The following is a 25,410-nucleotide window of genomic DNA, read 5'->3' on the forward strand; positions in this document are numbered from 1 at the left end:
CGACGGGCAGCGGCAGCCCCTGGGTCGACATGGCTGACCGGCGCTACTTTGGAGGTTGAAGCCGGGCCTGGCCGATGCGTGCCCTCCCGTTAAACGAGAAATCGTGTTATCCTGCTGTCAGTTCAGCCAGAGGAGGCCCCCATGTTCCGCGCCTTCATTCCCACCCTACTGCTCATTGCCGCTTGCACCCACGTCCCTGCCACCGCCCCTTCATCCCTGCCCTTTTTCGGGAACGGCTACCGCTTCGACGGTGATGCCTGTCGCCGTCTGGGCGAGGATGCCTATACCAATCAATTCCTCGACGATGCCGCCGATCTGGTCGGCTGTCCGGCGGATCTGGAGAACCTTGGCGTCTTCGTGATCGATACCGGCGCGCAGGAGGTCGCGCGGCGCGATGGTTATATCCTCTACTCCGTCCCGCTGCGTTAAAGCCCCCCGCCTTAAACTTGTATCAAGTTAAAGCCGGGGCGCTGTAGGCTCTGGACCCATTAATCTTACACGCTCAGTTTGACAGATTTTTTCGCAGACCAGGAACATCTGCGCAGGAATAGTGGTTCTATTTCAAGCAGATGTGACGCAAGCTGCGGGAAAATCCGTCAAACCCGAAGGGCGGTGATTTCACTTCATTTCAACGTCTTGGGTCGCTTGCAAATAGGACCACTATTGGCTGCACGCCCCAAACCATTGAAATTTCGTGAAATCGCCGCTGAGCATGTAAGATTAATGGGTCCAGAGCCTAAGGCGTCACAAAGCGGCGTATTTGCCCATCAACCTGGTGAGCCGCTGGCTGAGTGTCTCGCCGATGACGGAGGCCTTTTGCAGGTCGCGCACCTCCAGCGCCTCGCCATTGGCCGCCGCCGCAAGCAGGTCACGCAAAGCCACCCATTTGGAAGCCACCTGCCCCAGGCCGAGCTTGATGCCGATGTTCGGCGCCCCGGACAGCCCGCGCAGCGCATCCCCTTCAATCAAGGCGGTATTGATGCTCTCAAATAGGGCGATCTTTTCGATCATCTGCGCCGGTAGTTCGGCAGAGCCAAGCGACAGGCGCAGATAGCACAGGTCGCGCAGCAACTCCTCGATCAGGGTCCGCTGTCCGGCCAGATGCAGCAGTGCCGCCTGGTGCTCTGCGGAGAAATCACCCTCAAGATACCTCGGACCCGCGGCGCGGGCGGCGGCAAGCAGACCATCAGCGACATCCTGATTGCGCGACAGCAATAGGCGCATCGGCACACTGTGAAAGTCACCCGATACGATCTGTTCCGCCGAACGTGTCACCCCGAAAGACATCCGCTGTATGCGGGACAATTCCGTGCTGAGCGCCGGATCAGCTTCAGCTGTCAGCGCCGGATCAGCCGCGCCGTCGATCAGCGCCTTCATCACCTGTTCGAACGCCTGCGCCTCATGCAACGCGGTCTCTGCATGCAGTTGCGATTGTGATCCCGACATCACGAAACAGGTCGACTTCGCCACCCGAAGGGCACGCTGCGCCTGTTCCGTCAACAGGGTCACCCGCAGGTGGCCTTCGGATTGCGCCAGGGCGGCACCTGCCGACACCAACAACAGGCACAGAGCAGCCCTTATCGTCTTGATCATGCCCGGCTCCCTTGCTTGCCCCCGCAGGAGTACAGGGCAATCTTTAACAGAAGCTGACCGCCGGGCCTTGTCCTGCCCCTTGCCCAGCGCCCTTTGCCCCGGTTAGTTTGACAAAACTCAAGAGGTTACCGAATGTTCACACCCGTCATCACCGGCACCGGCATCTTCACCCCGGACCAGATCATCACCAATGCGGAGCTGGTGGCCTCGTTCAACGCCTATGTCGATCTCTATAACGCGGAACATGCCGCCGCCATTGAGGCGGGCGAGGTTGAGGCCAAGGCGCATTCCTCCGAAGAGTTCATCGTCAAGGCCAGCGGGATCGAGCAGCGATATGTGATCGACAAAGCGGGCGTTCTGGACCCGCAGGTGATGCACCCGCTGCTGCGCCAGCGCAGCGATGACGAACCTTCGCTGATGGCCGAAATGGCACTGGATGCCGCCAGCAAGGCGCTTGCCAAGGCGGGCAAGACGGCAGCGGATGTGGATGCGGTGATCTGCGCCGCCTCGAACCTCGAACGCGCCTATCCGGCGGTGGCGATTGAAATCCAGGAACTGTTAGGCATCAACGGCTTTGCATTCGACATGAATGTCGCCTGTTCCTCTGCAACCTTTGGCATCCAGGCGGCGGCGGACATGGTGCGCAGCGGCTCGATCCGTTCTGCCCTGGTGGTCAATCCGGAAATCTGTTCCGCCCATCTGGAATGGCGGGACCGCGATTGTCACTTCATTTTCGGCGATGTGGCCACCGCCACGCTGATCGAGCGGGAGGAGGCCGCAAAGGGGCCCTATTTCGAAATCAGATCAACCCGTTGCGCGACGCAGTTCTCAAACAACATCAGGAACAACAACGGCTTTCTGCGCCGCTCCCGGCCCGACGGTGTAGCCGACCGGCGCGATATGCAGTTCATGCAGAATGGCCGCAAGGTGTTCAAGGAAGTGCTGCCGCTGGTTTCCGATCACGTGGCGGGGCATATGGCCGACAATGGTGTCGTCAGCGGTGATCTGAAACGCATCTGGCTGCATCAGGCCAACAAGTCGATGAACGATTTCATCGGGCGCAAGGTTCTGGGCCGGGTGCCGGAACCTGGCGAACAACCCAATATCCTGCAGGATTACGCCAATACCTCCTCCGCCGGGTCGATCATTGCCTTTGCCAAATATTCCGACGATCTGAAGGACGGCGATATGGGGCTGATCTGTTCCTTCGGGGCGGGATATTCGGTGGGCTCCGTCATCGTGCAAAAACACGGGTGAGCGCACTGCCTAAGCCGCGTCAGAGGGATTTCAGCGATACCCTTTTGTGAACTTCCTCCGCGCTTTCCACCCGCTCGGAATACCGATCCACCAGATAGTCGGCACGCCCGCGCACCAGCCAGGTGAACTTGACCAGTTCCTCCATCACATCGACAACGCGGTTGTAGAACGGCCCCGCAGGCAGCTGCCCCGCGTCATCGAACTCCAGCCAGGCCTTGGGGATGCTGGACTGGTTGGGAATGGTGACCATCCGCATCCATCGTCCCAGAATACGCATCTGATTGACCGCGTTGAAGGACTGCGATCCGCCGCTGACCTGCATGACCGCCAGGGTCTTGCCCTGCGTCGGCCTGATCCCGCCTTTCAGGGAGAGGGGCAGCCAGTCGATCTGCGCCTTCATCACCGCCGTCATCGCCCCGTGCCGTTCCGGGCTGGACCAGACCATGCCTTCGGACCACACGGCAAGATCGCGCAGCTCCTGCACCTTGGGGTGATCGGCATCCGCCCCATCAGGCAGCGGCAGACCTGTCGGGTCGAACATCCGGGTCTCGCAGCCCAGGTGCCGCAGGATACGCGCCGCTTCAACCGCGGCCTTGCGCGAATAGCTGACGTCACGCAGCGAGCCATAAAGCAGCAAGATGCGCGGCTTGTGCCCCGGATCCCCTTCTGCGCGCAATTGGTCCGTGTCGATCTGCGGCAAGGCATCTGCTTGCAGGGAGGACAGCAAATCAGCCACTTTCTTCTTCCAGGTTCAATTTCATGTCGATCAGCACCTGCTGCAGCATCGTCGTCTCGCGCAGCAGCCGCTTTGCTTCGTTGACCGTGATCCGGCCATCTTCCATGGATTGCTGATATTCGGCCATCAGCATCGCGAAACGCTGGCTCAGGGCGATCACATCGGAATTCACCCCACCCGAGCGTGGCGCATTCGGGCGACCGTCATGAAAGGACAATTCGACGCCCCGCAGCTCTGCCAGGGCAGCGGTCACATGAGGATAGCCCGCCGCCTTTTCAAGCTCCGCCACCGCATCAATGGGCATGAAGCGATCGGCATGTTCGGCGTTGTCTGAATAATAGCGTCCCAAGGTCGCCTTGGACTTTCCGGTCAGGGCGCAGGCGGGCTCGATCCCGACATCCTTCACAAGGGCTTCGGTGTGTTTCTTCAAATAGCTGCCCATTCCGGCCATAACTTCGCTTCTCCGTTATCCGGCGCTTCCCCTTCGGGGGAAAGCGCCTCGGTTTTTCCCATTAACCGCAGACCCAACAGATGTCATTCACATTCTATCCGCAGCGTACGCGGAATGACGAGTGACCTGCGGACCCTGCGCAACGTCTGTTTTGGTTCGGCCATTTCTGAAGAGGGAGGGAACTTCAGGCCCGCAGGGCAGCAAATGGGCGAACCCTTTTGCTTGATCGCCGTGACAAACCTGACGTATGGGATGCGCCATGGCCAAACTCTATTTCCATTATTCAACCATGAACGCGGGGAAATCCACCGTTCTGCTGCAAGCTGCGCATAACTACGTCGAACGGGGGATGCGCCCCTATCTGCTGACGGCACAGCTTGATGACCGCGCGGGCGAAGCGCGCATCGCCTCGCGGATCGGCATCGGCCAGAAGGCAGATACCTTCGCCCCCGAAGAAAACCTCTTTGCCAAGATCGAAACCCGGCTCACCCAGGGGCCATGTGCCTGTATTTTCGTGGACGAGGCACAGTTCCTGAGCCCGGATCAGGTCTGGCAACTGGCACGGGTGGTCGATGATCTGAACGTGCCTGTCATGTGCTTTGGCCTGCGGGTCGATTTTCGTGGCGAATTGTTCCCCGGCTCTGCCACCCTGCTGGCCCTGAGCGATGAAATCCGCGAGGTCCGGACCATCTGCCATTGCGGCAAGAAGGCCACCATGGTGGTGAGGATGGATGCAGACGGCAAACCCCAGCGCGACGGGGCTCAGGTTCAGATTGGCGGCAATGAAACCTATCTTTCCCTCTGCCGCCGCCATTGGCGCGAGGCGGTTGGGGATAAATGACAGGCGGCAGGTTTTCATAAATCGATCATTTCTGATCCCTATCCACAGCAATTCGACGATTTCTTGTGAATATCCGATAGCGGCCTGAACTTACCCCCACAGTCGATATTGGAGTTGCTACACCGCCAAACTGTCGCAATACCCCTCCTGGCAGCACGAAAATCCGCCAAAAAGCACGCATTCTGGTCGCGCTGAGGGCAAAATCCCGCATCACGACGCCTCCGACGGCACCACAGAGCCGATGTGGAAATCAGCTCCGCACAGCTCACGCAGGACTTCAGGAAAGCGGCATAACTCCTTGATTTAAATCGCCCCGCCTCGAACCTGCATCAGATCAAAGGCAGGGCGCTGTAATTCAATGCATCCGCCCGCCGTCGGGAACCTCCTGATCCGGCGACAGCAGCACGATTGCCCCGTCCTTGTCCGGAACCCCAAGGACCAGGACCTCGGACATGAAGGGACCAATCTGGCGCGGCGGGAAATTCACCACCGCCATCACCTGCCGCCCGATCAGCTCATCGAGTGCATAATGTACCGTGATCTGCGCCGAGGTCTTGCGCGTGCCGATCTCCTCGCCGAAGTCCACCCAGAGCTTGATCGCGGGCTTGCGTGCTTCGGGAAAGGGTTCCGCGCGGATCACCGTGCCGACGCGGATGTCCACCTTCATGAAATCATCGAAATCAATCTCAGCCACGCGACAACTCCCTTGATCTGTCCGTGGCCGCCGCCACCGCGCGGTTCAAAAGCGCGGGAAACCCCGTTTCTGCATCCATCAGCACCTCAAGCGCAGCCTGGGTCGTGCCATTCGGGCTGGTCACATTGATGCGCAGCTGCGTGGGGTCTTCCGCCGCCTCCATGGCCAGCGCCCCGGCCCCGGCGACCGTCGCCTTGGCCAGTTGCAGGGCCAGGTCGCGCGGCAACCCCTGGGCCACGCCGGCATCCGCCATGGTCTCCATCATGTGAAAGACATAGGCTGGGCCCGAGCCGCTGACCCCGGTCACCGCGTCGATCTGCGCCTCTTCGGTCAGACGCACGACCTCGCCTACGGCGCTGAGCAGCGCTTCGGCCTCGTCCAGCGCCGCTGCACCGGCAGCGGCATTGCCCACGATGGCCGTGATCCCGCGCGAAATCGCTGCAGGCGTGTTCGGCATGGCGCGCACGATGGGGGTCTGCGCGCCCAGAACATCTTCGAAATAGGAAATCGGGGTCCCGGCAGCGACGCTGACAAACACGGTGCTGCCATTGCCCATGGCCTGCAGGGTCGGCAGGGCCTCTGCCATCATCTGCGGCTTGACCGCCACCAGCACAAGCGCCGGTGTTTCGGGCAGGGTTTCGTTCAGATGAACCCCCTGCCCCTGCAGCCAGTCAGACGGCACAGGGTCCATGACCCAGACAGAGGTTGGCGGCAATCCGCGCCCCAGCCAACCGGCCAGCATGGCCGACCCCATCTTGCCGCAGCCCAGCAAAACCAGGCCTCCGGCAGCAATCCGACTGTTATTCATCACAAATCTCCCGCGTTAAACTCGCGGGAAACTGTTACGCGTGGCCGTAGGCCTCCGCAATGGCGACCTGAAGCGCATCTTTCGGTGTCCGGTCACCCCAGATCAGCAATTGCAGCGCGGGGTAATACCGTTCCGCCGACATGACCGCAGCGGTGATCATCATGTCGATCTGCCCGGCAGAGGCATCCTGCCCCCCTGCAAGCACCAGGCCATAGCGATAGACCATGAGCTTCTGCTCGGCCCAATAGGTAAAGCCCCCCGCCCAGCATTGGTCGTTGATGGCGTTGAGCAATTCATAGACCCCGGGCAGGGAATGCTCCGGCGGGTCCATGTCAAAGGTGCAGATCAGCCGCAGCGTTTCGTCGAACGCAGACCAGGCCAGGGTAATCGAGTAGGTGCGCCACTGGCCCTCGACGGCCATGGCGATCTGCTCATCGGAAATCCGGTCGAAATCCCATTCGTGATGGGCCGCCAGGTTTTCCACGATATCAATGGGGTGAATGTCTTCTTCAAGGTATTGCTCGGACAGGGCCATTTCGCCACCTCTTTTTTAGTCCAGAGCCGTGGTGCGCCTGCGCCACCAGCTATGGATGCCTGCACTAATAGGCGGGGAACATCTCCAAGCCTATACCAGATATGGTGGGCGATAAGCGTGACCTGTGGCAACCTTTTTCTTGGGGATAACTACAAATTGCGGGGGATATCTCCAATATATTGTGGGAAAAACAATCACTGCCGCAAAATCTTAGCGGTGTTTTTCTTTTTGGCCTGAAATATCCATGCGCTCCCGCGCAAACGGGTGCCCCCTCAAGAGCCGGGTGATCACCCGCCCCTTGCAATAAACTGGAATGGCGCGGCAGCGCCGCCTTTGGGTCAGCCTTTCTTTGCCTCCAGCGCGTCGAGCCGCGCCTTGAGTGCCTCGTTCTCCTCGCGCGCCTTCTGCGCCATCGCGCGCACCGCGTCGAATTCCTCGCGGGTCACAAAGTCGCGATCCGCCAGCCAGCGGTCCATCATGCCTTTCAGCGCGGTTTCAGCCTCGTTCCGGGCCCCCTGTGCCACGCCCATGGCATTGGTCATCATCTGGCTGACGTCGTCGAAAAATTTGTTGCGGGTCTGCATGTCTCGCCTCCGGGGTTCGCTTTCATCCTATATGGGGGCCACTTGTCGCAGGCGCAAGGTTGACTTCCCCGCCGGGGCGCGCTCAATCAGCGCATGATCGCAATGCTCCCCTTCCCCGAAATCTCGCCCGAGATCTTCTCGATTTCCCTGTTTGGCACAACCTTCGCACTGCGTTGGTATGCGCTGGCCTATATCGTCGGCATCCTGCTGGGCTGGCGCATCGTTGTCCGCGCCACCCGGACCCCGCGACTATGGAAGAACAACACGCCCGTGATGACCCCCTCCCAGGTCGAGGACCTGCTGTTCTGGGTGATCCTGGGCGTGATCCTGGGCGGGCGGCTGGGCTATGTGCTGTTCTATCAACCCGGGTTCTACCTGACCAACCCGCTGCGCATCCTGCAGCTTTGGGAAGGCGGCATGTCCTTTCACGGCGGGGCCCTGGGCGTCATCCTTGCCGGATGGTTTTATACCCTGCGCCACAAGATCCCCACCATCCCGACCGGCGATATGGTCTGCCTCGGGCTGGCACCGGGGCTGTTCCTGGGGCGACTGGCAAATTTCATCAATGCCGAACTCTGGGGTCGGCCAACCGACCTGCCCTGGGGCGTCGCCTTTCCGACCGATGCCGCGCAATATTGTCCCGATGTGGCCGGACTCTGCGCCCGGCACCCCTCGCAACTCTACGAGGCGCTGCTCGAAGGGCTGATGCTGGGGGGCCTTCTGGTCTGGATGGCCTGGCGGCGCGGGGCGTTGAATCGCGAAGGGCTGATCGGCGGCACGTTCCTCGCCGGTTATGGCATCGCCCGTTTTATGGTCGAATTCGTCCGCCAGCCCGATGCGCAATTCGTCAGCGAGGGCAATCCGCTGGGCCTCGCCTGGCACATGGTCGGCTATGGGCTGACCATGGGCCAGATCCTCTGCCTGCCGATGATCCTGGTCGGGGCGTTCCTGATCCTGCGGGCGCGCCGTCGCCTGGCATGAGCCTGCATGACCATATCGTCGCGCGCATCCGGGCCGAAGGGCCGATGCGGCTGGATGACTACATGCAGTCCTGCCTGTTGCACCCGCGCTGGGGCTATTACGCCACCCGCGACCCGCTGGGGGCTGCGGGTGATTTCACCACCGCCCCCGAGATCAGCCAGATGTTCGGCGAAGTCATCGGTCTGTCGTTGGCACAGAAATGGCTGGACGATGGCGCGCCCTCCCCCTTTACCCTGGCGGAGCTGGGACCCGGCCGCGGCACGCTGATGGCGGACATCCTGCGGGCCTGCGCCAAAGTGCCGGGATTTGCCGAGGCGGCGGAAATCCAGCTGATCGAAGCCTCGGACGCCCTGCGCCAGATACAGGCCCGGACTTTGGAGGCCTGGCAGGTCACCTGGTCGACCGAGGTGGGTGACCTGCCGGATCAACCGCTTTACCTGGTGGCGAATGAATTCTTTGACGCGCTGCCGATCCGCCAGTTCCTCCGGGACGGGATGCGCTGGCGCGAACGGCAGATCGGCCTGCAGGACGGGGCGCTTGCCCTGGGTCTGGGCCCCGCCCAGCCGCAACCGGCGCTGAACAACAGGATCGAGGACACCCGCGACGGCGATGTGGTCGAGATCTGCGGTGCCCTGTCGCCAATCCTGTCCCGGATCGCCCCCCGGATCGCGCAGTACGGTGGCACTGCGCTGATCATTGATTACGGCGACTGGCGCACGCTGGGCGACACCTGGCAGGCGGTGCAGGATCACGAACCCACAAACCCGCTGGCCAACCCGGGTGCCGCCGATCTGACCGCACATGTGGATTTCGAAGCGATCGCCCTGGCCGCTGCCCCCTGCGCCTACAGCCGTGTCACCCCGCAGGGGGTATTCCTTGAACGGCTGGGCATCACGCAGCGGGCGCAACAACTGGCACAGAGCCTGACCGGCCCGGCGCTGGACAGCCATATCGCCGCACATCGACGGTTGACGCATCCGCAGGAAATGGGAAACCTCTTCAAAGTGATCGCCCTTTATCCGCCAGAGTCGGCACCGCCACCGGGATTGGAACCATGACACTGGAAATTCTCACGTCGGACTGTCTTGCCCCCCTGCGCCACGGGTTTTTCACCCGCGCGGGCGGTGCATCCTCGGGCGTGTTCGCCGGCCTGAACTGCGGACAGGGCAGTTCGGACCAGCGCGAAATCGTGGCCATCAACCGCAGCCGCGTGGCGGAGGCCATGGGTGTGGCGCAGGATCACCTGCTGGGCGTGCACCAGGTCCATTCCGCCACCGCGATCACCGTGACCGCACCGCAGGCGGAAAAGCCGAAAGCGGATGCGCTGGTCACCGCCACCCCCGGCCTTGCGCTGTCGGTGCTGAGCGCCGATTGCCAGCCTGTGCTGTTTGCAGATGCCAAGGCCGGCGTCATCGGGGCCGCCCATGCCGGATGGCGGGGCGCGCTGGACGGGGTGTTGCATGCCACCGTCGATGCCATGGTGGCGCTGGGGGCCGCGCGGCCTGACATCACCGCCGTCATCGGGCCCTGCATCAGCCAGCGCGCCTATGAGGTTGGTCCGGAATTCTTCGAGGATTTCATTGCCGAGGATCAGGCCTATGCCCGCTACTTTGCCAATGGCGACGGCGACAGGATGTTGTTCGATCTGCCCGGCTTTGGGCTGAACCGGCTGCGGGCGGCTGGTGTGGGCCATGCGGAATGGACACATCACTGCACCTACAGCGATCCGGCACGGTTCTATTCCTATCGCAGATCCACCCATGCCAAGGAGGCCGATTACGGCCGCCTGATCTCTGCCATCACCCTTTGATTTTGACGCAATTGGGGCAGCTATGGCCCCCTTCCTGCCCGAATGACCCACTCGCAAAGCGGAAACAATCCTGCAAAAGCGGCAAGATTGGCCACGAAGCATCTATGATTTTCAATAAAACAAGGGCTTTGCGCAATTGAGGCGGTGCGGTCACAAATGACCGGCCCAATGATGAAGCTTTCTTGAAAATTCTCGTCAAACGCCAAAAACCCGCCCGATTGGTCCGGCATATTGATCCTCAAGCAAGGGCAGCGACCCGAAAATACAGACCGAGGATGAGACAATGAAGACCAACACACGCTTTATCAAGAACGTCGTCGAAACCGCAGCCAAGAATGACACCGTGATGCCCTGGGCGCGCGGCGCACGCCGGAAGGCTTTCATCGCCAAGCGCAACGCATCCGAGACATCGGCGCGCAAGTCCGCCTGAACACCGCACCAGCCTCCCCGAAGCGACCAGTTTCGCTGGTACGAGTGCATACCCCCCACGCGTTGATTCGCGAGGGGGGTCTTTTTTTGCGTGAAATGTGGCAGCGTCACGCGGAATTGGGGAAACAGAACGGCGAAAATCCACCAAATTGGCCTTAAATGGGGCATTAATGTTCGACAAACTTTGACAATCTAACCCTTTCATGACGATTTAAGCCTCGTAGAAGACATGAAATGACGAATGTTATTTCCGTTGTTGTCGGTGGGGGCCGACACGGATGTGACCTACCTTGGAAGGGTGATCGCATGAATATTACTGCTGCCTCAGGCGCCCGCCTGCAGACCAGACTGAAAGCACCACGCGGGTTCGACCTGAACGCGCCGGGTCCCGCAAATGGCGGGCTGCGCGCAACCGCCCCCATGCCAATGCGCAATTTCGAAATAGCGGCGTTGCGGACGGACGGTTCGCTTTACATCGGACAGGACAGGGCACCGGCCATTCCATTGTTCGAATCCGCCTTTTCCGCTTTTGCGCGCGGCACGCTGATCCAGACCGTCAATGGTGAGGTCGCGGTCGAGGATCTGCAGCCCGGCGACATGATCAACACCTCCACCGGCGAACCGGCCAAGCTGATCTGGATCGGTTCCTCCAGCTTCGTGCCCGCCGACGCGGGCCGCCGCATGCCGCTGGTGCGGATCATGGCCGACAGCTTCGGACAGGGGCGCCCCTCGTCCTTCCTGACCGTCGGACCGGGCGCAAGGGTGCTGCACACCCCCCACCACCTGCGGTCAGAGGCCGGTGGCACAAGGATGCTGACCTCGGTCCGGGAATTCGTGGACGGTGTGAACGTGATCGAGATCGTACCGCCAACACCCGTGCGGCTGTTTCACATCTGCCTGGACCGCCATGCCGCGATCAATGCGGGCGGGCTTGAGATGGAAACCTTTCACCCCGGTGCCAATGCGACACGGACGGTGACCCATTCGCTGCGCGACCGTTTCCTGGGGATGTTTCCGCGCATCAGCCACATCACCGACTTCGGTCCGCTGGCCCATCCGCGCGCGCCGGAACCTGAAAACGGTCAGGTCGCCTGAAGCCACGCCGCGACGGCGTCCTCCGGGGCCTGCGCCTCAGGGGGTGGTTTTCAGGCGTTCTTCCAGAACATCGAAGGGCACGCCGGGTTCATCCTTGGCACCACGGATCACCAGGCTGGTCTTGACACTGGCCACATTCGGTGTGGTCAGCAGCTTGCCGGTCAGAAAGCTTTGAAAGCTGGACAGGTCCGGGGCCACACATTTGATGATGAAGTCGACTTCGCCGTTCAGCATGTGACATTCACGGACCAGGGGCCAGTCGCGGCATTTCTGCTCAAAGGCGCTCAGGTCCGCTTCGGCCTGGCTGGCCAGCCCGACCATCGCAAAGACCTGCACCTCGAATCCCAGTTCGCGGGCATCGACATCGGCGTGATAGCCCCGGATGTAGCCTTGTTCCTCCAGCGTGCGGACCCGGCGCAGGCAGGGCGGTGCTGAAATGCCGACCCGCTTGGCCAGCTCGACGTTGGTCATCCGCCCATCGGCCTGCAATTCGGCCAGAATTTTCCGATCAATCGGATCAAGCCGTGTACCTGCCATGATGTCCCCCGTGGTATTTGCGATTCTTATATCAGCGCGGCGATTCTGCGCAATATTGTTTCGTATTCGCGCAAGAATCTTCCAGAGTCGACACTTAGCGCCGGCATCCGGGGATGAAAAGCCCTATTGGCCCGGCTTCGGGCCCCTCCAACGGGGGTTTAAGCGGCGGCGGAGCTTGTCTATATGACGAGGGCTGCAACAGATGTTCGGGGGTGCCGTATGGCCGAGACACGCAAAACCAAGGTTCTGATCATTGGCTCAGGCCCGGCAGGCTACACGGCCGGTGTCTATGCCAGCCGCGCCATGCTGGAGCCTATTCTGGTACAGGGGATCGAGCCGGGCGGCCAGCTGACCACCACCACCGAGGTCGAGAACTGGCCCGGCGACAGCGAAGTTCAGGGCCCCGATCTGATGGTGCGCATGCAGGACCATGCCAAGGCCATGGGCACCGAGATCATCGGCGACATCATCACCGATCTGGACCTGTCCAGCCGTCCGTTTCACGCCAGGGGGGACAGCGGCACGACCTATATCGCCGACGCGGTGATCCTTGCCACCGGCGCGCGGGCAAAATGGCTTGGCCTGCCGACGGAGGACAAGTTCAAGGGTTTCGGCGTCAGCGCCTGTGCGACCTGCGACGGCTTTTTCTATCGCGGCCAGGAGATCGTCGTGGTCGGCGGTGGCAACACAGCCGTGGAAGAGGCGCTGTTCCTGACCAATTTCGCCTCCAAGGTGACGCTGATCCATCGCCGCGACGAACTGCGTGCCGAGAAGATCCTGATAGACCGGCTGATGAAAAACCCCAAGATCGAGCCGCTGTGGTTCCATGAACTGCACGAGGTCTATGGCACCGACAGCCCGCTGGGTGTCGAGGGCATCAAGGTAAAGCATGTTGAAACCGGCGAGATCACGGACATCCCCGCCAAGGGCGTCTTCATTGCCATCGGCCACGCACCGGCAAACGAACTGGTCAAGGACGTGCTGGAAACCCACATGGGCGGCTATGTCGTGACCAAGCCCGACAGCACCGAAACCTCGATCCCCGGTGTTTTTGCCGCCGGTGACCTGACCGACCACAAGTACCGGCAGGCGGTGACCAGCGCCGGCATGGGCTGCATGGCAGCGCTGGAAGCGGAACGGTTCCTGGCCGAAATGGGCGACGATGTGGAAATCCAGGGCGGCAAGGACACCTCGCTGCCCCTGGGCCACGGCGCACAGGTGGCTGAATAGGCCACCACCACCCATCTTGACCTGCTCCTTGCCTCCCCGCAAAGTCTGACCAACGCAAGGAGCAGGACATGAGCGATCTTTGGCGCGGAACCACTGCCACCCGCCTGCGCATCGCCAGCGGTCTGGTGCTGTTCATCTACGCCCTGCTGCATTTCCTGAACATCGGGCTGGGCCTGTTTTCGACCGAGCTGATGCATGCGGCGCAGGATTGGCGTCAGCTTGTCACCCGCAGCATCCCGGGCACGATCCTGATCTACGGTGCCTTCACCATTCATCTGTCCATGGTCCTGGGCAGGCTTGCCCTGCGCGGCACCCTGCGCATGCCGTTCTGGGAAGCGGCGCAGACCGTGCTTGGCCTGATGATCCCCGTCTTGCTGATCGCCCATCTGGTCCACACCCGCACTGCGCACGAGCTTTTCGATGTGAACGACGAAATGGGGTATATCTCGCTCCTGCTCTACAACACCCTGGATGGCTGGAAACAATGCGCCTTGCTGGTGCTGGTCTGGGCGCATGGCTGCACGGGCCTGCATTTCTGGCTGCGCGGAAAGCCTTGGTGGCGCAGGTCATTGCCGGCCCTTGCGGGCATTGCGGCTCTTGTCCCCGCCTTTGCACTGGCCGGCTTCCTGACCGAAGCGCGGCGGATCGCCGGGAATTTTCGCATTCCCGAAAACCGTGAGGCGATCTATGCCGCCTACAACTTCCCCGATGCCGAGACTTTCGCCATGCTCATCGCCTGGACGCGCTATCTTGGCTGGGGGCTGTTTGCCCTGCTGGTTGCAGTCGGCGCAATCTATGCGATCAAATCGGTCCTGTCGCGGCGGCAATCCGTGCGGGTCAGCTATGTGGACGGACCAGAGGTCTGGGCACCCAAGGGCCTGACGCTGCTGGAAGTTTCCCGCCTGCGGGGCGTGCCACATGCATCGCTCTGCGGGGGCCGGGGGCGCTGCACCACCTGCCGGGTTCTGATCGAGCACGGGGCAGAGAAGTTGCACCCGCCCAGCCCGGCAGAGGCCCGCGCCCTTGCCGCCGTGGGCGCAGGACCGGGGGTGCGGCTGGCCTGCCAGATCGTCCCCGTCGCCCCCACCACCGTATTCCGCATCTTTCAGCCCGACGGACGCCGCAAACACCGGACCCACGCCAGCCAGGGCGAAGAAAAGAAGCTTGCGCTGCTGTTCCTTGACATGCGTGGCTTCACGGCCCGCACAACCGGCCAGTTGCCCTATGACGTGGTGTTCCTGCTGAACCGGTTCTTCGATGCGGTGGTTCCCGCGGTCAACCGCGAGGGCGGCACGATTGACAAATACCTCGGCGACGGGTTCCTGGCGATCTTCGAGACCGCATCCCCCGAAAGCTCTGCCCAGGCCGCGCTGTGCGCGATCGAAGGCATTGCGCAGGAACTGGACCGGTTTAACGCACAGCTTTCGGACGAAGGACAGGGGCCCGTCGCTATCGGGATCGGTGCGCACCTCGGCGAGGTGGTTCTGGGCGAAATCGGCGCTATCGGTCAGTCCCCCCGCACCCTGATCGGCGACACGGTGAATACCGCTTCGCGGCTGGAGGGGGTCACCAAGGAACACGGCGTTCAGGCGATGATCTCTGCACCGCTGCTTGCGGCGGCGGGCCATGCGCCCGCAGCGGAGCTGATGGTGGAACTGACCCTGCGCGGGGTCCACGCCCCTCTTGCGGCGTGGCCGGTGAAACATGCCCATGACCTGGCCGCACAGCTGGACGCCCTGCCCGCGACCGGAACAGCCTGAAACCGCCCATGACTGGCCATTTTCCGCAACCCGGACCGGATTTTTTCTGTTTTTCGCCTTGCACCGCTAGACTCTGGACGCTGTGCGGGGGCATAGGGCCTGCGATACTGTCACGACGACATAAGGCAAAAGCGAGTTTGACATGACGATGGTGCAAAATTTATCCCCGATCCCCGAGCTGTATGTTTCCTACGAGTCGGCCCAGAAGCTGAAGCATGAGGCGGGTGAGCTGGTCAGCCACGATCTGACCCCGCGCCAAATCTGCGATCTGGAACTGCTGATGAACGGCGGCTTCAACCCGCTGAAGGGTTTCCTGACCGAAGCCGATTACGACGGCGTCGTGGAAAACCTGCGGCTGGCCGACGGCACCCTTTGGCCGATGCCGATCACCCTGGACGTGAGCGAGGATTTCGCCGAGAAACTGGAGCTGGGCCAGGACATCGCCCTGCGCGATCAGGAAGGTGTCATCCTTGCCACCATGACCGTGACCGACCGCTGGGAGCCGAACAAGGCCCGCGAAGCCGAAAAGGTATTCGGTGCGGATGATGACGCGCATCCGGCGGTGAACTACCTGCACAACAAGGCGGGCAAGATCTATCTTGGCGGACCGGTCACCGGCATTCAGCAACCGGTTCACTATGACTTCCGCGCACGCCGCGACACGCCCAATGAACTGCGCGCCTATTTCCGCAAGATGGGCTGGCGCAAGGTCGTGGCCTTCCAGACCCGCAACCCGCTGCACCGCGCACACCAGGAGCTGACCTTCCGCGCCGCGCGTGAAGCCCAGGCCAACCTGCTGATCCATCCGGTTGTCGGCCTGACAAAGCCCGGCGATGTCGATCACTTCACCCGCGTCCGCTGCTATGAGGCGGTGCTGGACAAATACCCGGCGGCCACCACCTCGATGTCGCTGCTGAACCTTGCCATGCGCATGGCGGGCCCCCGCGAGGCGGTCTGGCACGGGTTGATCCGCAAGAACCACGGCTGCACCCATTTCATCGTCGGCCGCGATCACGCGGGCCCTGGCAAGAATTCAGCCGGTGAAGATTTCTATGGCCCCTATGATGCGCAGGACCTGTTCCGCGAGCATCAGGAGGAAATGGGCATCGAAATGGTCGATTTCAAACACATGGTCTATGTGCAGGAACGCGCCCAGTACGAGCCCGCAGACGAGATCGAGGACAAGGACAACGTCACCATCCTGAACATTTCCGGCACCGAACTGCGCCGCCGCCTGCGCGAAGGTCTGGAAATTCCTGAGTGGTTCTCCTTCCCCGAAGTGGTCAGGGAGCTGCGCCGCACCTCTCCGCCGCGCTCCGATCAGGGCTTTACCGTGTTCTTCACCGGCTTCTCCGGCTCGGGCAAATCCACCATTGCCAATGCGCTGATGGTCAAGCTGATGGAAATGGGCGGTCGCCCGGTGACGCTGCTGGACGGCGATATCGTCCGCAAGAACCTCAGCTCCGAGCTGGGCTTCTCGAAAGAGCACCGTGACCTCAACATCCGCCGCATCGGCTATGTCGCCTCCGAGATCACCAAGAACGGCGGCATTGCCATCTGCGCACCCATCGCACCTTATGCGACCACCCGCCGCGCGGTTCGCGAAGACATCGAAGCCTTCGGCGCCTTTGTAGAGGTGCATGTGGCCACCTCGATCGAGGAATGCGAACGCCGCGACCGCAAGGGGCTGTACAAGCTGGCGCGCGAAGGCAAGATCAAGGAATTCACAGGCATTTCTGACCCTTACGATGTGCCGCAGAATCCCGAACTGTCACTGGACACCGAAAGCGTGGACGTCGACAACTGCGCCCATCAGGTTTTGCTGAAACTCGAAAGCATGGGTCTGATCAGCGGCTGATCCGATCCCTTCGCGACGAACCCGAAACGCAGCCCCGCGGGGCTGCGTTTTGCGTTTCACAGACTGTCGCGGATGGCGCGGGCGGCGCGGCCTTCCAGATCGGCCCAATGCGCCGCCTGCGGCTTGGCCGCGCGCAGGGCGGGGGCAAGCTGGTCATACAGCCCCCCGTTTGCCGCGCGGATCGCATCCTTCATCTGGGCCGCATCCTCGCAGATCATCATCCCGCCGGTATCCATGAAATCCCCGATGTTCGGACAACCCCAATAGATCGGCACCGTCTCGCAGAGCACTGCATCGACGATCTTTTCGGTAAAGTAGTTCCGCTCGCGGATGTTCTCGATCACCACGGAGAAACGGTAGGGTGCCAGCCCGTCGGATTTTTCCGCAAAAGGGGCATAGCCGCGCCCCAGGATTTCGACCTCCAGCCCCTCGTCCCGGACCAGATCGACCATCTCGTGCCGCAACTGGTGGCCCAGCGTGTCGCGCTTGGCCGAGGCGATGAGCGACATGTGCCGTGTCTTGTCGATCTTCAGTCCCGACGGGTCCGGCACCCAGCTGGTGCCGAAGGGCAGCATGATGCCGTTCGGGATCGCCGCCAGCAACGCGTCGTCGTGACAAAGCACCCGGTAGAAGCGCCGCCAGGTCCAGCGCAGCAGCCGCAGGTGCCGCCGGTGGATCGCGGCAGGCTCCACCACCATGACGGAGACCCGCGCGGGTGTCGCCCAGCGCAGCCGGAAATGCATCGCCGTCTTGGGATAGACGATCAGGTGATCGTCAGGCAGCAGATCCCCCACCTGCCCCGCCGCCAGCCGGTCGGGCCGCCCAAGGGGCCAGTGCAGGTCGTCCAGAGGCACCTGCGCAAGCGCGGCACCCAGTTGCGACCCGTAGGGCAGGACAGCGATGGCCGGATCGGTCACCGCCCTTCATCCCCGGCGGGAAGAAAGACATCCCCCGACATGATCACGCAGCCCTGCCCGGCGACCTGAACCCCGGTGATGGCGTCGCGCGGCCCCAGGACGGTGACCTGCGCCTGACCCGGCCTGCCCATGCCATGTCCCTGCTCGGCCACATAGGAAGGGCTGTCCAGCAGCCCCCGCGCCCAGAGATAGCTGGCCGCCGCACCGGTGGCGGAACCGGTGAACGGGTCCTCCGGCGGGCTGGGCGGTGCCAACAGAAGCCGTGCATAGGTGTCGCCGGCAGAGGTAGCCCCTTCCAGGGTGATCCAGTAAGGCTCCATGATATCAATACCGTCGTGACCCAAAGCCTGTGCATAGGCCGCAAGCGCCGAAGGGTCGAACCGCAGCCCATCGAGGGCGGCACGGTTCCGCAGCACCGTGATGCAGAACGGCAACCCGGTTGATACGATCTGCGGCGGGCTGATGATCTCTTCCGGGGTGATGCCGCCGATTGCAGCAACCAGATGCGGAGCGACCTCTGCGCCGAATGTCGGCGCCACCTGTGTCATCGTGATCAGGTCGCCCGCCACCTCGACCGCCACAATGCCCGCCCCGGTTTCGAGCCGCAGCGGCCCGTCGCCGATCATGCCGCGATGGCGCAGCGCAGCCACGGTGGCAATGGTGGGATGACCCGCAAAGGGTATTTCCCGGCTGGCCAGATAGTATTTCACCCGCAGGTCCGCCACATTGGACGGTCCGGTAAAGGTACATTCCACCAGAGAGGTTTCGCGCACGTAACCCATGCAGGTTTCATCGCTCAGAACCGCACCGCCATGCACCACGGCACAGCCGTTTCCGCCAAACGGCTGGGTGGTAAAGGCATCGACCCAATCAAATTCAAGGCGCATCGCAAACTTCCCCGGATAACAAAAAAGGCCGCAGTGCGCTGCGGCCTCTTACAAATCCATGATCCGCGTGGCGGGGTAAAGGCCCCGACCGCGCTTAATGCAACTTCTAATGCACCATCACCGGCGCATAATCATGTTCGCGCGCCAGATGAAAGGCCAGTTTGCGGTCGCCGACAAGCGCCAGCTGCTGGCCCTGGGCATCGTGAACCGAATAGAGCAGTTCCAGACCTTCGGCCTGATCGCGTACTTCGCGAGGCAGATCGCTGACGGCGATTGTCTTGACGTATACCGTCCGGTCCCCGCCATGGGTTGTCATGTCATGCATATCTTACCCTTTCTTGATCTTTATGGTCTGTACAACTGTTTCGGGTTTGGCCCGGGTCAAGTCCACGTGCAGCAAACCGTTCTCCATCTGAGCTTCGCCCACATCAACCCCGTCGGCCAGCACAAAGCTGCGCTGGAACTGCCGTGCGGCGATGCCACGGTGCAAGAACACCCGGTCTTCGCCGTCATCGTGCTGACGTCCCCGGATCACCAGCTGGCGGTCCTCGACAGTGATGGCAAGGTCATCCTCGGCAAAGCCCGCAACGGCCAGCGTGATGCGGTAGCTGTAGTCGGATGTCTGTTCGATATTGAAAGGCGGATAGCCTTCGTTGCCGGATTTCGCAGTGCGTTCTAGCACCCGTTCCAGCTGTTCAAACCCCAACATGTGAGGATAAGAAGCAAGCGTCAGTTTCGTCATGCGACACGTCCTGTATTAAAGCGACAGTCAGGCATGGGCCCCTTCAGCGGCAACCCATGGCATAAATATGGGGGCATGGACTACCGGGCGCAAGGGCTATGCGTGAACAAGCGCACGCCCTATATTGGGATACTCTACTGTGATGGAATCACCCGACCGATGAATGCGCCGACTGATCTTTCCATGAAAAACGACGATGTGCTGCGTGTGGAACTTGAAGTGTTCCGCCGCGAACACCGCGATCTGGACGAGGCGATCAGGGCCCTGACGGACCGGAACACGGCAGATCAGCTGACCCTGCAACGGCTGAAAAAACGCAAACTGCGGCTGAAGGATCTGATTGCCCAGATCGAAGACCGCCTGACCCCCGATATCATCGCCTGAAACATCCTCTGCGCGCATTGCCCTGCAGGCGCGGACAGGTATAGTGCGCGCTCTGAATTTCTGCAAAAGGCTGCTTGGCATGACCCCTCCCACCGTTGGCATCATCATGGGTTCGCAATCTGACTGGTCCACGATGCGCGAGGCGGCGGCGCTGCTGGACGAGCTGGCGATTCCTTACGAATCGCGCATCGTTTCCGCGCACCGCACCCCCGACAGGCTGTGGGACTACGGCAAGACGGCAGTGGATCGTGGCTTGCAGGTGATCATCGCAGGTGCCGGCGGTGCCGCACATCTGCCCGGCATGATGGCCTCGAAAACCCGGGTGCCGGTGATCGGCGTGCCGGTCCAGACGCGGGCATTGTCAGGGGTCGATTCGCTTTATTCCATTCTGCAGATGCCGCGCGGCTTCCCGGTGGCGACCATGGCCATCGGTGCCGCGGGCGCTGCCAATGCGGCCCTGATGGCCGCGGGTATCCTCGCCCTGCAGGACCCAAAACTTGCCGAGCGGCTGGACAAGTGGCGCGCGGCCCTCAGCGCGTCCATTCCGGAGGAGCCCACAGATGACTGAGCCGCTCCCCCTTGGCAGCACCATCGGCATTCTTGGCGGCGGTCAACTGGGCCGGATGCTGTCGGTTGCCGCCTCCCGTCTGGGGTTCAGGACACATATCTTTGAGCCGGGGGCAGAGCCGCCCGCAGGCCATGTGGCCGATGCCGTCACCACCGCCCCCTATGAAGACGACGCCGCGCTCAGGGCCTTTGCCAGCGCCTGTGACATCGTGACGTTCGAGTTCGAGAATGTCCCCACAAGCGCGCTGGACCTGATCGAGGCGCAGGTGCCGATCCGGCCGGGCCGCGAGGCCCTGCGCATCAGCCAGGATCGCCTGACCGAAAAGGAATTCCTGCAAGGTCTGGGGCTGAATGTGGCCCCCTATGCCGATATCCCCGATCAGGCGGCGCTTGATGCCGCCGTGATAACCATCGGCACGCCTTCGATTCTCAAGACCCGGCGCTTTGGCTACGACGGCAAGGGTCAGGTGCGCCTGCGCAGCGCCGAGGAGGCTGTCGGCACCATGTCCCAGATGGGCGCCGCCCCCTGTGTCCTGGAAGGTTTTGTCGATTTCAGCCACGAGGCTTCCGTCATTGCGGCGCGCAGCGTGACCGGCGAAGTGGCCTGTTTTGACCCCGGTGAAAACGTCCACCGCGACGGTATTCTGCACACCACAACGGTGCCCGCCCGCCTGTCGGCCAGCCAGCGCACCGACGCGGTTCTGATGGCAGCCAGGATCCTGAATGCGCTGGATTATGTCGGGGTTCTGGGGGTCGAGCTTTTCGTCACGGCGCAGGGTCTGATCGTGAACGAAATTGCGCCAAGGGTGCACAACTCGGGCCATTGGACACAACAGGGCTGCAGCGTGGACCAGTTCGAACAGCACATCCGTGCCATCACCGGCTGGCCGCTGGGCGATGGGTCACGCTATGCCGATGTGGTGATGGAAAACCTGATCGGCGATGACATGGACAGGGTGCCGGAGCTGGCCCGGGAAAAGAACACCAGCCTGCATCTTTATGGCAAGGCCAGCGTCAAACCGGGCCGCAAGATGGGCCATGTGAACCGGATCACGCGGTAAAACGCTCGGCAATCTCGCCCGACATGTAAGACACCCGCCCGGCGACAAATGTCGCGGCCACACGGCCCGTGACAGCCTCCAGCACCACAAGGTCGGCGCGTTTGCCCGCCTCCAGCACGCCGCGGTCGGTCAGCCCCAGAAGGGCGGCGGGCCCGCCGGAAACCAGATGCCAGATGTCCGCCATCGGGGCGACGCCCGCCTCTGCCAGCATCAAGGCGGCGCGGCGCGGCGAAGGGTAGTGATAATCCGACGCGATGGCGTCGCAATAGCCCATCACGATCAGGTCCAGGGCCGACAGGTTGCCATTATGCGACCCACCCCGCACCACGTTGGGCGCGCCCATGATCACCGCATCACCGGCCGCCTGCGCCGCCTCTGCCGCTTCCAGCGTTTCGGGGAATTCGGCAATGCGCACACCGCGCTTGCGCCAGGCCGCCCGACCTTCCGCTGTCGTATCGTCGTGACTGCCCATCCGCAGGCCTGCACGGCCCAGCGTTTCACACAAACCGTCAAGTGCTGCGGGCACCTCATCCCTTTGCCCGTGCAGTTCCAGCATCATGGCATGGTGTTTCTCGGGGCTGCGCCCGGCCTTCAGCGCCTGCCCCATCAGCCTGCGCGGCTGTTTGCCCGCCTCCAGCCGGTCATGCGGCAGATGATCGTTGAAGACGATGTATTCGACCCCCCAATCCGCAATCCGTCCCGGTATTTCTTCATAAAGATCAAGCAGATGGGTCTCGAATCTCAACTGCCCCCGCAGGTCGGTGACCAGCGTGTACCGGGTGTCAGCAATGGCGCGAAAGACCTTGTCGGCAAAGGATAATCCGCGCATTCCGCCTTCCCAGCTCACGAATTGGGCCAGTACCGCCGTGGTGATCCCGTTTGCGGCCAGCTCGGCCTCGCAGGCGACCAGACCCTCATCCATCTGCTTCATGGCCCCGCGCCGCTGGGCCAGATGACGTTCAAAGCCATCGCCATGAGGGTCAACGATACCCGGCAAGATGTTGAATCCCCGCAAATCCACGGAACGACCCACAGGTTTATCCACAATCACGCCACCCGCAAAAGACAGCGGCGCATTGCTCCACCCCTCCCGGCGCAGCACCTGGCCCCCGGTCAGATCAATCTCGGGCATCGCTGCGGCCTGTCAGGCAGCTGCCGGCGGGGCAGCCAAAGGAATCCAGCACCCCGCCAATCCATGTCATCGACTGGTCAAAGGCACCTGTGTTGAGAAAGCTCATGGTCTGGGCGATCACCCGCGGATTGTTCATCATGAAGGTATGTGTCACCGGCAGGACGATGTGATCTGTCATGCCCGCCACACGGGTCGAGGCGACCGATACCTTGCCATCGTCCGGCCCCGGCAGAATTGACGAAAAATATGGGTTCAAAGACTGCGATCCCGCAATAATGCCCAGGGAAAACGTGACCGGCGGCAGGCTGCGCGGCAGGGCGTCCGGACCGGTGCCCATCTGCGCGCCCGCCGGGCCGTTGATCCAGTCAAAGGCGACGACCTCGTTCAGTTCATCAACCACTTCGCTGCCCTGATTGGGCGGGGCCAGCATCACGACCCGCCCGACACGGTCAGCCCCGGCATCGACAACCCATTGCCGCAGCAGGATACCCCCCATCGAATGGGTCACAAAATCGACCTTGGGGGTCCCGCAGGCCGCCACCGCATCCGGCAGGGTCTGTTTGACCAATGCCTCCACCGGTGCCTCTGTCGAAGGGTAGCCGGGGCGCACCACGCGGTAGCCTTCACCCTCCAGTGCCGCCTCCATCAGGGCGAAGGAGGCTTCGGTCCTGGCCAGCCCGTGCAGCAGGACCACACAGCGCGACGGCGCTGCGGCAAGCCCGGAAGCAGCCCCCAGGGACAGGACGGAAACGATGGCAATGATGCGTATCATGCGCCTGAGATAGACTGATTTATCCGAATATGAAATGCTGGCGCCACTGACGTTGCGAAAAGATCGCCCTATGCCTTCTGCCTCCCCCCGTCTTGCGGCCCGCGCCATCCTGATACATCAGGACCGGTTGCTGCTGGTCAACGCCTACCCCAACGGCGAAAGCCCCCTGATGTGCGCCCCGGGCGGCGGGGTGCATCCGGGCAGTTCGCTGCCGGACAACCTGGCGCGGGAGGTCTATGAGGAGACCGGCCTGACCATCACGGTCGGCGCGCCCTGTCTGGTCAATGAGTTCCACGACCCCGGCGGCAGTTTTCACCAGGTCGACATCTACTTTCGCTGCATGTTGTCGGGCGCCCCCGACATCGACCCCGCATGGCAGGATGTGGACCGGGTGGTGAACAAATGGCAATGGACCAGCCGGGACGAGCTGGCCCGCATCCCCCACAAGCCCGACAGTCTGGGCGCGGTCGCCTTTGGTGCGCCGGGAGCGATCAGCTACGATCCGCTGGAACCGATTGTGCGCTGATCGCCCAGCCGATCCCGCCCAGGACCAGGCAAGTGGCAATGATCAGCAGGAGGCTCAGGCTTTCGCCCAGAAACACCACACCTGCGCCGATGGCGATCACCGGAACGCTCAGCTGCACCACCGCGGCGGTGGCGGAATCGAACCCTGGCAGCACGTTGTACCACAGCGCATAGCCCAGCCCCGATGTCAGCCCGCCGCAAAGGATGCCCAGCGCGAGGCCCGTGGGACTGAAATACAGCCCGGTCGAGGCCAGCAGGACCAGAAGGATCGGCAGGCAAAGCAGGAAATTCGCCGCTGTCGCCGCAAGGGGGTCAGCGGCACTGCGCCCGATGATCGTATAGGCGGCCCATCCCAGCCCGGCAAAGACCATCAGCAAAGCCCCGGCAAGATCGCTGCTGTTCCCCGCCCCCGGCCAAAGCGCCACCAGCAGACCGGCAAAGGCAATCGCGGCCCCTGTGATCTGCCGCATGTTGGGGGCTGTACCCCGTATCGCACCATGGAGAAACATCGTGATCTGCACTACGCCGAACAGGATCAGCGCGCCCAGCCCCGCATCCAGCGTGAGATAGGCCAGCGAGAACCCGATCATATAGGCGGCAAGGCTGAACGCCCCCGGCAACCGGTTGCGCCGCAGCAGCGGCAAGCCCCCGCCCCGCAGGGTGATCACCATCCCCAGCACCAGCGCACCGGAAGCCACCCGGACAATGGCAAAGCCCGAGGGGTCAATATGCTGCCCTTCGATGGCCAGCCGGGTCAGGACGGAATTGGCCGCAAAGGCGATCATGGTGAGGGCGGTGAGCAGGGCAAGGCGCATGGCAACAGCAGTAGCGACAGGAGCGCCTTTCGCCAAGACGTTGAACGCGCAACCGGAACGATCCCGTAAAAAGCAAGGGGGAACGACCGCTTCGAGCCTGAAATGACGCAAAGCGCAAGCCGGGCCAGCGCCTGCCCGGGGTAGGCGATGCTGGCTTATGTTCATGCCACTTTATTTCTCAACCATGATGAATCCCATCAGTGGAACACCTGGCCTCAGCAAATCGCCTACCCGAGGGGCGGGCAGGCGATGGCCCGGCGCCTTCGGCTTGTTCCGGGCCTGGGTGCCAGTGACAGACGGCAGCAATGTCCGCATTATCCCCAACCGTCCATCAAAGATATCTCGGGCCGACTTGCCCCTCGCTCACAACCACCGCCATGACCCGCCGATCCATGAAAAAGGGGCGCGC

30 protein-coding genes are annotated in these 25,410 nt (G+C 62.3%); 15 read left to right on the forward strand and 15 right to left on the reverse strand.

Going from position 1 to position 25,410, the window contains the following annotated elements; genetic code table 11:
- The first annotated feature begins 141 nt into the window (after positions 1-141).
- Positions 142-429: a hypothetical protein gene (locus ACWNZ3_RS14050; RefSeq protein WP_496900334.1), complete on the forward strand. Its 288-nt coding sequence runs from the start codon at positions 142-144 to the stop codon at positions 427-429.
- 315 nt (positions 430-744) lie between these two features.
- On the opposite strand, the gene ACWNZ3_RS14055 is transcribed toward ACWNZ3_RS14050, so the two are convergent.
- The gene (locus ACWNZ3_RS14055) at positions 745-1,593 is read right to left on the reverse strand and encodes a hypothetical protein (RefSeq protein ID WP_496900335.1); all 849 of its coding nucleotides are present in this window, start codon (positions 1,591-1,593) and stop codon (positions 745-747) included.
- A 132-nt stretch (positions 1,594-1,725) separates the two neighbouring features.
- On the opposite strand from ACWNZ3_RS14055, the gene ACWNZ3_RS14060 reads away from it, so the two are divergent.
- Positions 1,726-2,850, forward strand: a complete 1,125-nt coding sequence (locus ACWNZ3_RS14060) for a beta-ketoacyl-ACP synthase III (RefSeq protein WP_274573845.1) — start codon at positions 1,726-1,728, stop codon at positions 2,848-2,850.
- 19 nt (positions 2,851-2,869) lie between these two features.
- Here the strand turns inward: ACWNZ3_RS14060 and arsH are convergent, their stop codons facing one another.
- A complete protein-coding gene (arsH, locus tag ACWNZ3_RS14065; RefSeq protein WP_443069509.1) occupies positions 2,870-3,577 on the reverse strand; it encodes an arsenical resistance protein ArsH in 708 nt (235 codons plus the stop codon).
- Between the two features lies 1 nt (position 3,578).
- On the reverse strand, positions 3,579-4,037 hold the full coding sequence (locus ACWNZ3_RS14070) for a hypothetical protein (protein ID WP_269361185.1): 459 nt from the start codon (positions 4,035-4,037) through the stop codon (positions 3,579-3,581).
- 259 nt (positions 4,038-4,296) lie between these two features.
- On the opposite strand from ACWNZ3_RS14070, the gene ACWNZ3_RS14075 reads away from it, so the two are divergent.
- Positions 4,297-4,878, forward strand: a complete 582-nt coding sequence (locus ACWNZ3_RS14075) for a thymidine kinase (RefSeq protein ID WP_496900336.1) — start codon at positions 4,297-4,299, stop codon at positions 4,876-4,878.
- Between the two features lie 355 nt (positions 4,879-5,233).
- On the opposite strand, the gene ACWNZ3_RS14080 is transcribed toward ACWNZ3_RS14075, so the two are convergent.
- From ACWNZ3_RS14080 to ACWNZ3_RS14095, 4 genes are all read right to left on the reverse strand, one after another.
- Entirely contained in the window at positions 5,234-5,572 is a 339-nt protein-coding gene (locus ACWNZ3_RS14080; protein ID WP_496900337.1) for a tRNA-binding protein, read from the reverse strand.
- Positions 5,565-6,380, reverse strand: coding sequence for a pyrroline-5-carboxylate reductase (gene proC / locus ACWNZ3_RS14085; protein ID WP_496900338.1), 816 nt, complete (start codon positions 6,378-6,380; stop codon positions 5,565-5,567). The genes ACWNZ3_RS14080 and proC overlap by 8 nt, the downstream gene beginning before the upstream one ends.
- A 34-nt stretch (positions 6,381-6,414) precedes the next feature.
- Positions 6,415-6,915 carry a type III secretion system chaperone family protein gene (locus tag ACWNZ3_RS14090; protein WP_269361192.1) on the reverse strand — a complete coding sequence of 167 codons (501 nt, stop codon included), beginning with the start codon at positions 6,913-6,915 and terminating at the stop codon, positions 6,415-6,417.
- Positions 6,916-7,253: 338 nt separating this feature from the next.
- Positions 7,254-7,499 carry an accessory factor UbiK family protein gene (locus tag ACWNZ3_RS14095; protein ID WP_496900339.1) on the reverse strand — a complete coding sequence of 82 codons (246 nt, stop codon included), beginning with the start codon at positions 7,497-7,499 and terminating at the stop codon, positions 7,254-7,256.
- 93 nt (positions 7,500-7,592) lie between these two features.
- Here ACWNZ3_RS14095 and lgt point away from each other — a divergent pair, with 93 nt between their 5' ends.
- From lgt to ACWNZ3_RS14120, 5 genes are all read left to right on the forward strand, one after another.
- Positions 7,593-8,480 (forward strand): prolipoprotein diacylglyceryl transferase, encoded by an 888-nt coding sequence (gene lgt, locus ACWNZ3_RS14100; protein WP_496900340.1) that lies wholly within the window; start codon positions 7,593-7,595, stop codon positions 8,478-8,480.
- Entirely contained in the window at positions 8,477-9,538 is a 1,062-nt protein-coding gene (locus tag ACWNZ3_RS14105) for a class I SAM-dependent methyltransferase (protein ID WP_496900341.1), read from the forward strand. The genes lgt and ACWNZ3_RS14105 overlap by 4 nt, the downstream gene beginning before the upstream one ends.
- The gene (gene pgeF, locus ACWNZ3_RS14110; RefSeq protein ID WP_496900342.1) at positions 9,535-10,290 is read left to right on the forward strand and encodes a peptidoglycan editing factor PgeF; all 756 of its coding nucleotides are present in this window, start codon (positions 9,535-9,537) and stop codon (positions 10,288-10,290) included. The genes ACWNZ3_RS14105 and pgeF overlap by 4 nt, the downstream gene beginning before the upstream one ends.
- A 283-nt stretch (positions 10,291-10,573) precedes the next feature.
- The gene (locus ACWNZ3_RS14115) at positions 10,574-10,720 is read left to right on the forward strand and encodes a hypothetical protein (RefSeq protein ID WP_205388210.1); all 147 of its coding nucleotides are present in this window, start codon (positions 10,574-10,576) and stop codon (positions 10,718-10,720) included.
- Between the two features lie 305 nt (positions 10,721-11,025).
- Complete coding sequence (locus ACWNZ3_RS14120; protein ID WP_240313050.1) at positions 11,026-11,814, forward strand: Hint domain-containing protein; 789 nt, start codon at positions 11,026-11,028, stop codon at positions 11,812-11,814.
- A gap of 36 nt (positions 11,815-11,850) precedes the next feature.
- Here the strand turns inward: ACWNZ3_RS14120 and ACWNZ3_RS14125 are convergent, their stop codons facing one another.
- A complete protein-coding gene (locus ACWNZ3_RS14125; RefSeq protein WP_269361200.1) occupies positions 11,851-12,351 on the reverse strand; it encodes an Lrp/AsnC family transcriptional regulator in 501 nt (166 codons plus the stop codon).
- A gap of 219 nt (positions 12,352-12,570) precedes the next feature.
- Here ACWNZ3_RS14125 and trxB point away from each other — a divergent pair, with 219 nt between their 5' ends.
- The 3 genes from trxB (at position 12,571) to ACWNZ3_RS14140 (ending at position 17,199) form a co-directional block, all read left to right on the forward strand.
- Positions 12,571-13,581, forward strand: a complete 1,011-nt coding sequence (gene trxB, locus ACWNZ3_RS14130) for a thioredoxin-disulfide reductase (protein WP_269361202.1) — start codon at positions 12,571-12,573, stop codon at positions 13,579-13,581.
- Positions 13,582-13,649: 68 nt separating this feature from the next.
- The gene (locus ACWNZ3_RS14135) at positions 13,650-15,341 is read left to right on the forward strand and encodes an adenylate/guanylate cyclase domain-containing protein (RefSeq protein ID WP_496900343.1); all 1,692 of its coding nucleotides are present in this window, start codon (positions 13,650-13,652) and stop codon (positions 15,339-15,341) included.
- Between the two features lie 142 nt (positions 15,342-15,483).
- Positions 15,484-17,199, forward strand: a complete 1,716-nt coding sequence (locus ACWNZ3_RS14140) for a bifunctional sulfate adenylyltransferase/adenylylsulfate kinase (RefSeq protein ID WP_274573856.1) — start codon at positions 15,484-15,486, stop codon at positions 17,197-17,199.
- Between the two features lie 56 nt (positions 17,200-17,255).
- On the opposite strand, the gene ACWNZ3_RS14145 is transcribed toward ACWNZ3_RS14140, so the two are convergent.
- From ACWNZ3_RS14145 to ACWNZ3_RS14160, 4 genes are all read right to left on the reverse strand, one after another.
- Entirely contained in the window at positions 17,256-18,116 is an 861-nt protein-coding gene (locus ACWNZ3_RS14145) for a glycosyltransferase family 10 domain-containing protein (protein ID WP_496900344.1), read from the reverse strand.
- Positions 18,113-19,003: a PhzF family phenazine biosynthesis protein gene (locus ACWNZ3_RS14150; RefSeq protein WP_496900345.1), complete on the reverse strand. Its 891-nt coding sequence runs from the start codon at positions 19,001-19,003 to the stop codon at positions 18,113-18,115. The genes ACWNZ3_RS14145 and ACWNZ3_RS14150 overlap by 4 nt, the downstream gene beginning before the upstream one ends.
- 106 nt (positions 19,004-19,109) lie before the next feature.
- Complete coding sequence (locus ACWNZ3_RS14155) at positions 19,110-19,328, reverse strand: DUF1150 family protein (protein WP_114275152.1); 219 nt, start codon at positions 19,326-19,328, stop codon at positions 19,110-19,112.
- Between the two features lie 3 nt (positions 19,329-19,331).
- Entirely contained in the window at positions 19,332-19,745 is a 414-nt protein-coding gene (locus ACWNZ3_RS14160; protein WP_114275153.1) for an Hsp20 family protein, read from the reverse strand.
- Between the two features lie 159 nt (positions 19,746-19,904).
- On the opposite strand from ACWNZ3_RS14160, the gene ACWNZ3_RS14165 reads away from it, so the two are divergent.
- From ACWNZ3_RS14165 to ACWNZ3_RS14175, 3 genes are all read left to right on the forward strand, one after another.
- The gene (locus ACWNZ3_RS14165) at positions 19,905-20,129 is read left to right on the forward strand and encodes a YdcH family protein (RefSeq protein ID WP_269361211.1); all 225 of its coding nucleotides are present in this window, start codon (positions 19,905-19,907) and stop codon (positions 20,127-20,129) included.
- A 79-nt stretch (positions 20,130-20,208) separates the two neighbouring features.
- Positions 20,209-20,697 (forward strand): 5-(carboxyamino)imidazole ribonucleotide mutase, encoded by a 489-nt coding sequence (gene purE, locus ACWNZ3_RS14170; protein ID WP_496900346.1) that lies wholly within the window; start codon positions 20,209-20,211, stop codon positions 20,695-20,697.
- Positions 20,690-21,757 carry a 5-(carboxyamino)imidazole ribonucleotide synthase gene (locus ACWNZ3_RS14175; protein WP_496900347.1) on the forward strand — a complete coding sequence of 356 codons (1,068 nt, stop codon included), beginning with the start codon at positions 20,690-20,692 and terminating at the stop codon, positions 21,755-21,757. Before purE ends, ACWNZ3_RS14175 begins: the two co-directional genes overlap by 8 nt.
- On the opposite strand, the gene ACWNZ3_RS14180 is transcribed toward ACWNZ3_RS14175, so the two are convergent.
- Positions 21,747-22,889 (reverse strand): alpha-D-ribose 1-methylphosphonate 5-triphosphate diphosphatase, encoded by a 1,143-nt coding sequence (locus tag ACWNZ3_RS14180; RefSeq protein WP_496900348.1) that lies wholly within the window; start codon positions 22,887-22,889, stop codon positions 21,747-21,749. The two genes, ACWNZ3_RS14175 and ACWNZ3_RS14180, sit on opposite strands and share 11 nt — an antisense overlap.
- Positions 22,876-23,661, reverse strand: a complete 786-nt coding sequence (locus ACWNZ3_RS14185; RefSeq protein WP_274573862.1) for an alpha/beta fold hydrolase — start codon at positions 23,659-23,661, stop codon at positions 22,876-22,878. Before ACWNZ3_RS14185 ends, ACWNZ3_RS14180 begins: the two co-directional genes overlap by 14 nt.
- A 70-nt stretch (positions 23,662-23,731) precedes the next feature.
- On the opposite strand from ACWNZ3_RS14185, the gene ACWNZ3_RS14190 reads away from it, so the two are divergent.
- Positions 23,732-24,187: an NUDIX domain-containing protein gene (locus tag ACWNZ3_RS14190; protein WP_496900349.1), complete on the forward strand. Its 456-nt coding sequence runs from the start codon at positions 23,732-23,734 to the stop codon at positions 24,185-24,187.
- Here ACWNZ3_RS14190 and ACWNZ3_RS14195 read toward each other — a convergent pair.
- On the reverse strand, positions 24,153-25,001 hold the full coding sequence (locus ACWNZ3_RS14195; protein ID WP_496900350.1) for a DMT family transporter: 849 nt from the start codon (positions 24,999-25,001) through the stop codon (positions 24,153-24,155). The genes ACWNZ3_RS14190 and ACWNZ3_RS14195 overlap by 35 nt on opposite strands.
- Positions 25,002-25,410 lie beyond the last annotated feature (409 nt).

It is taken from the genome of Sulfitobacter sp. IGS-18 (assembly GCF_059628195.1).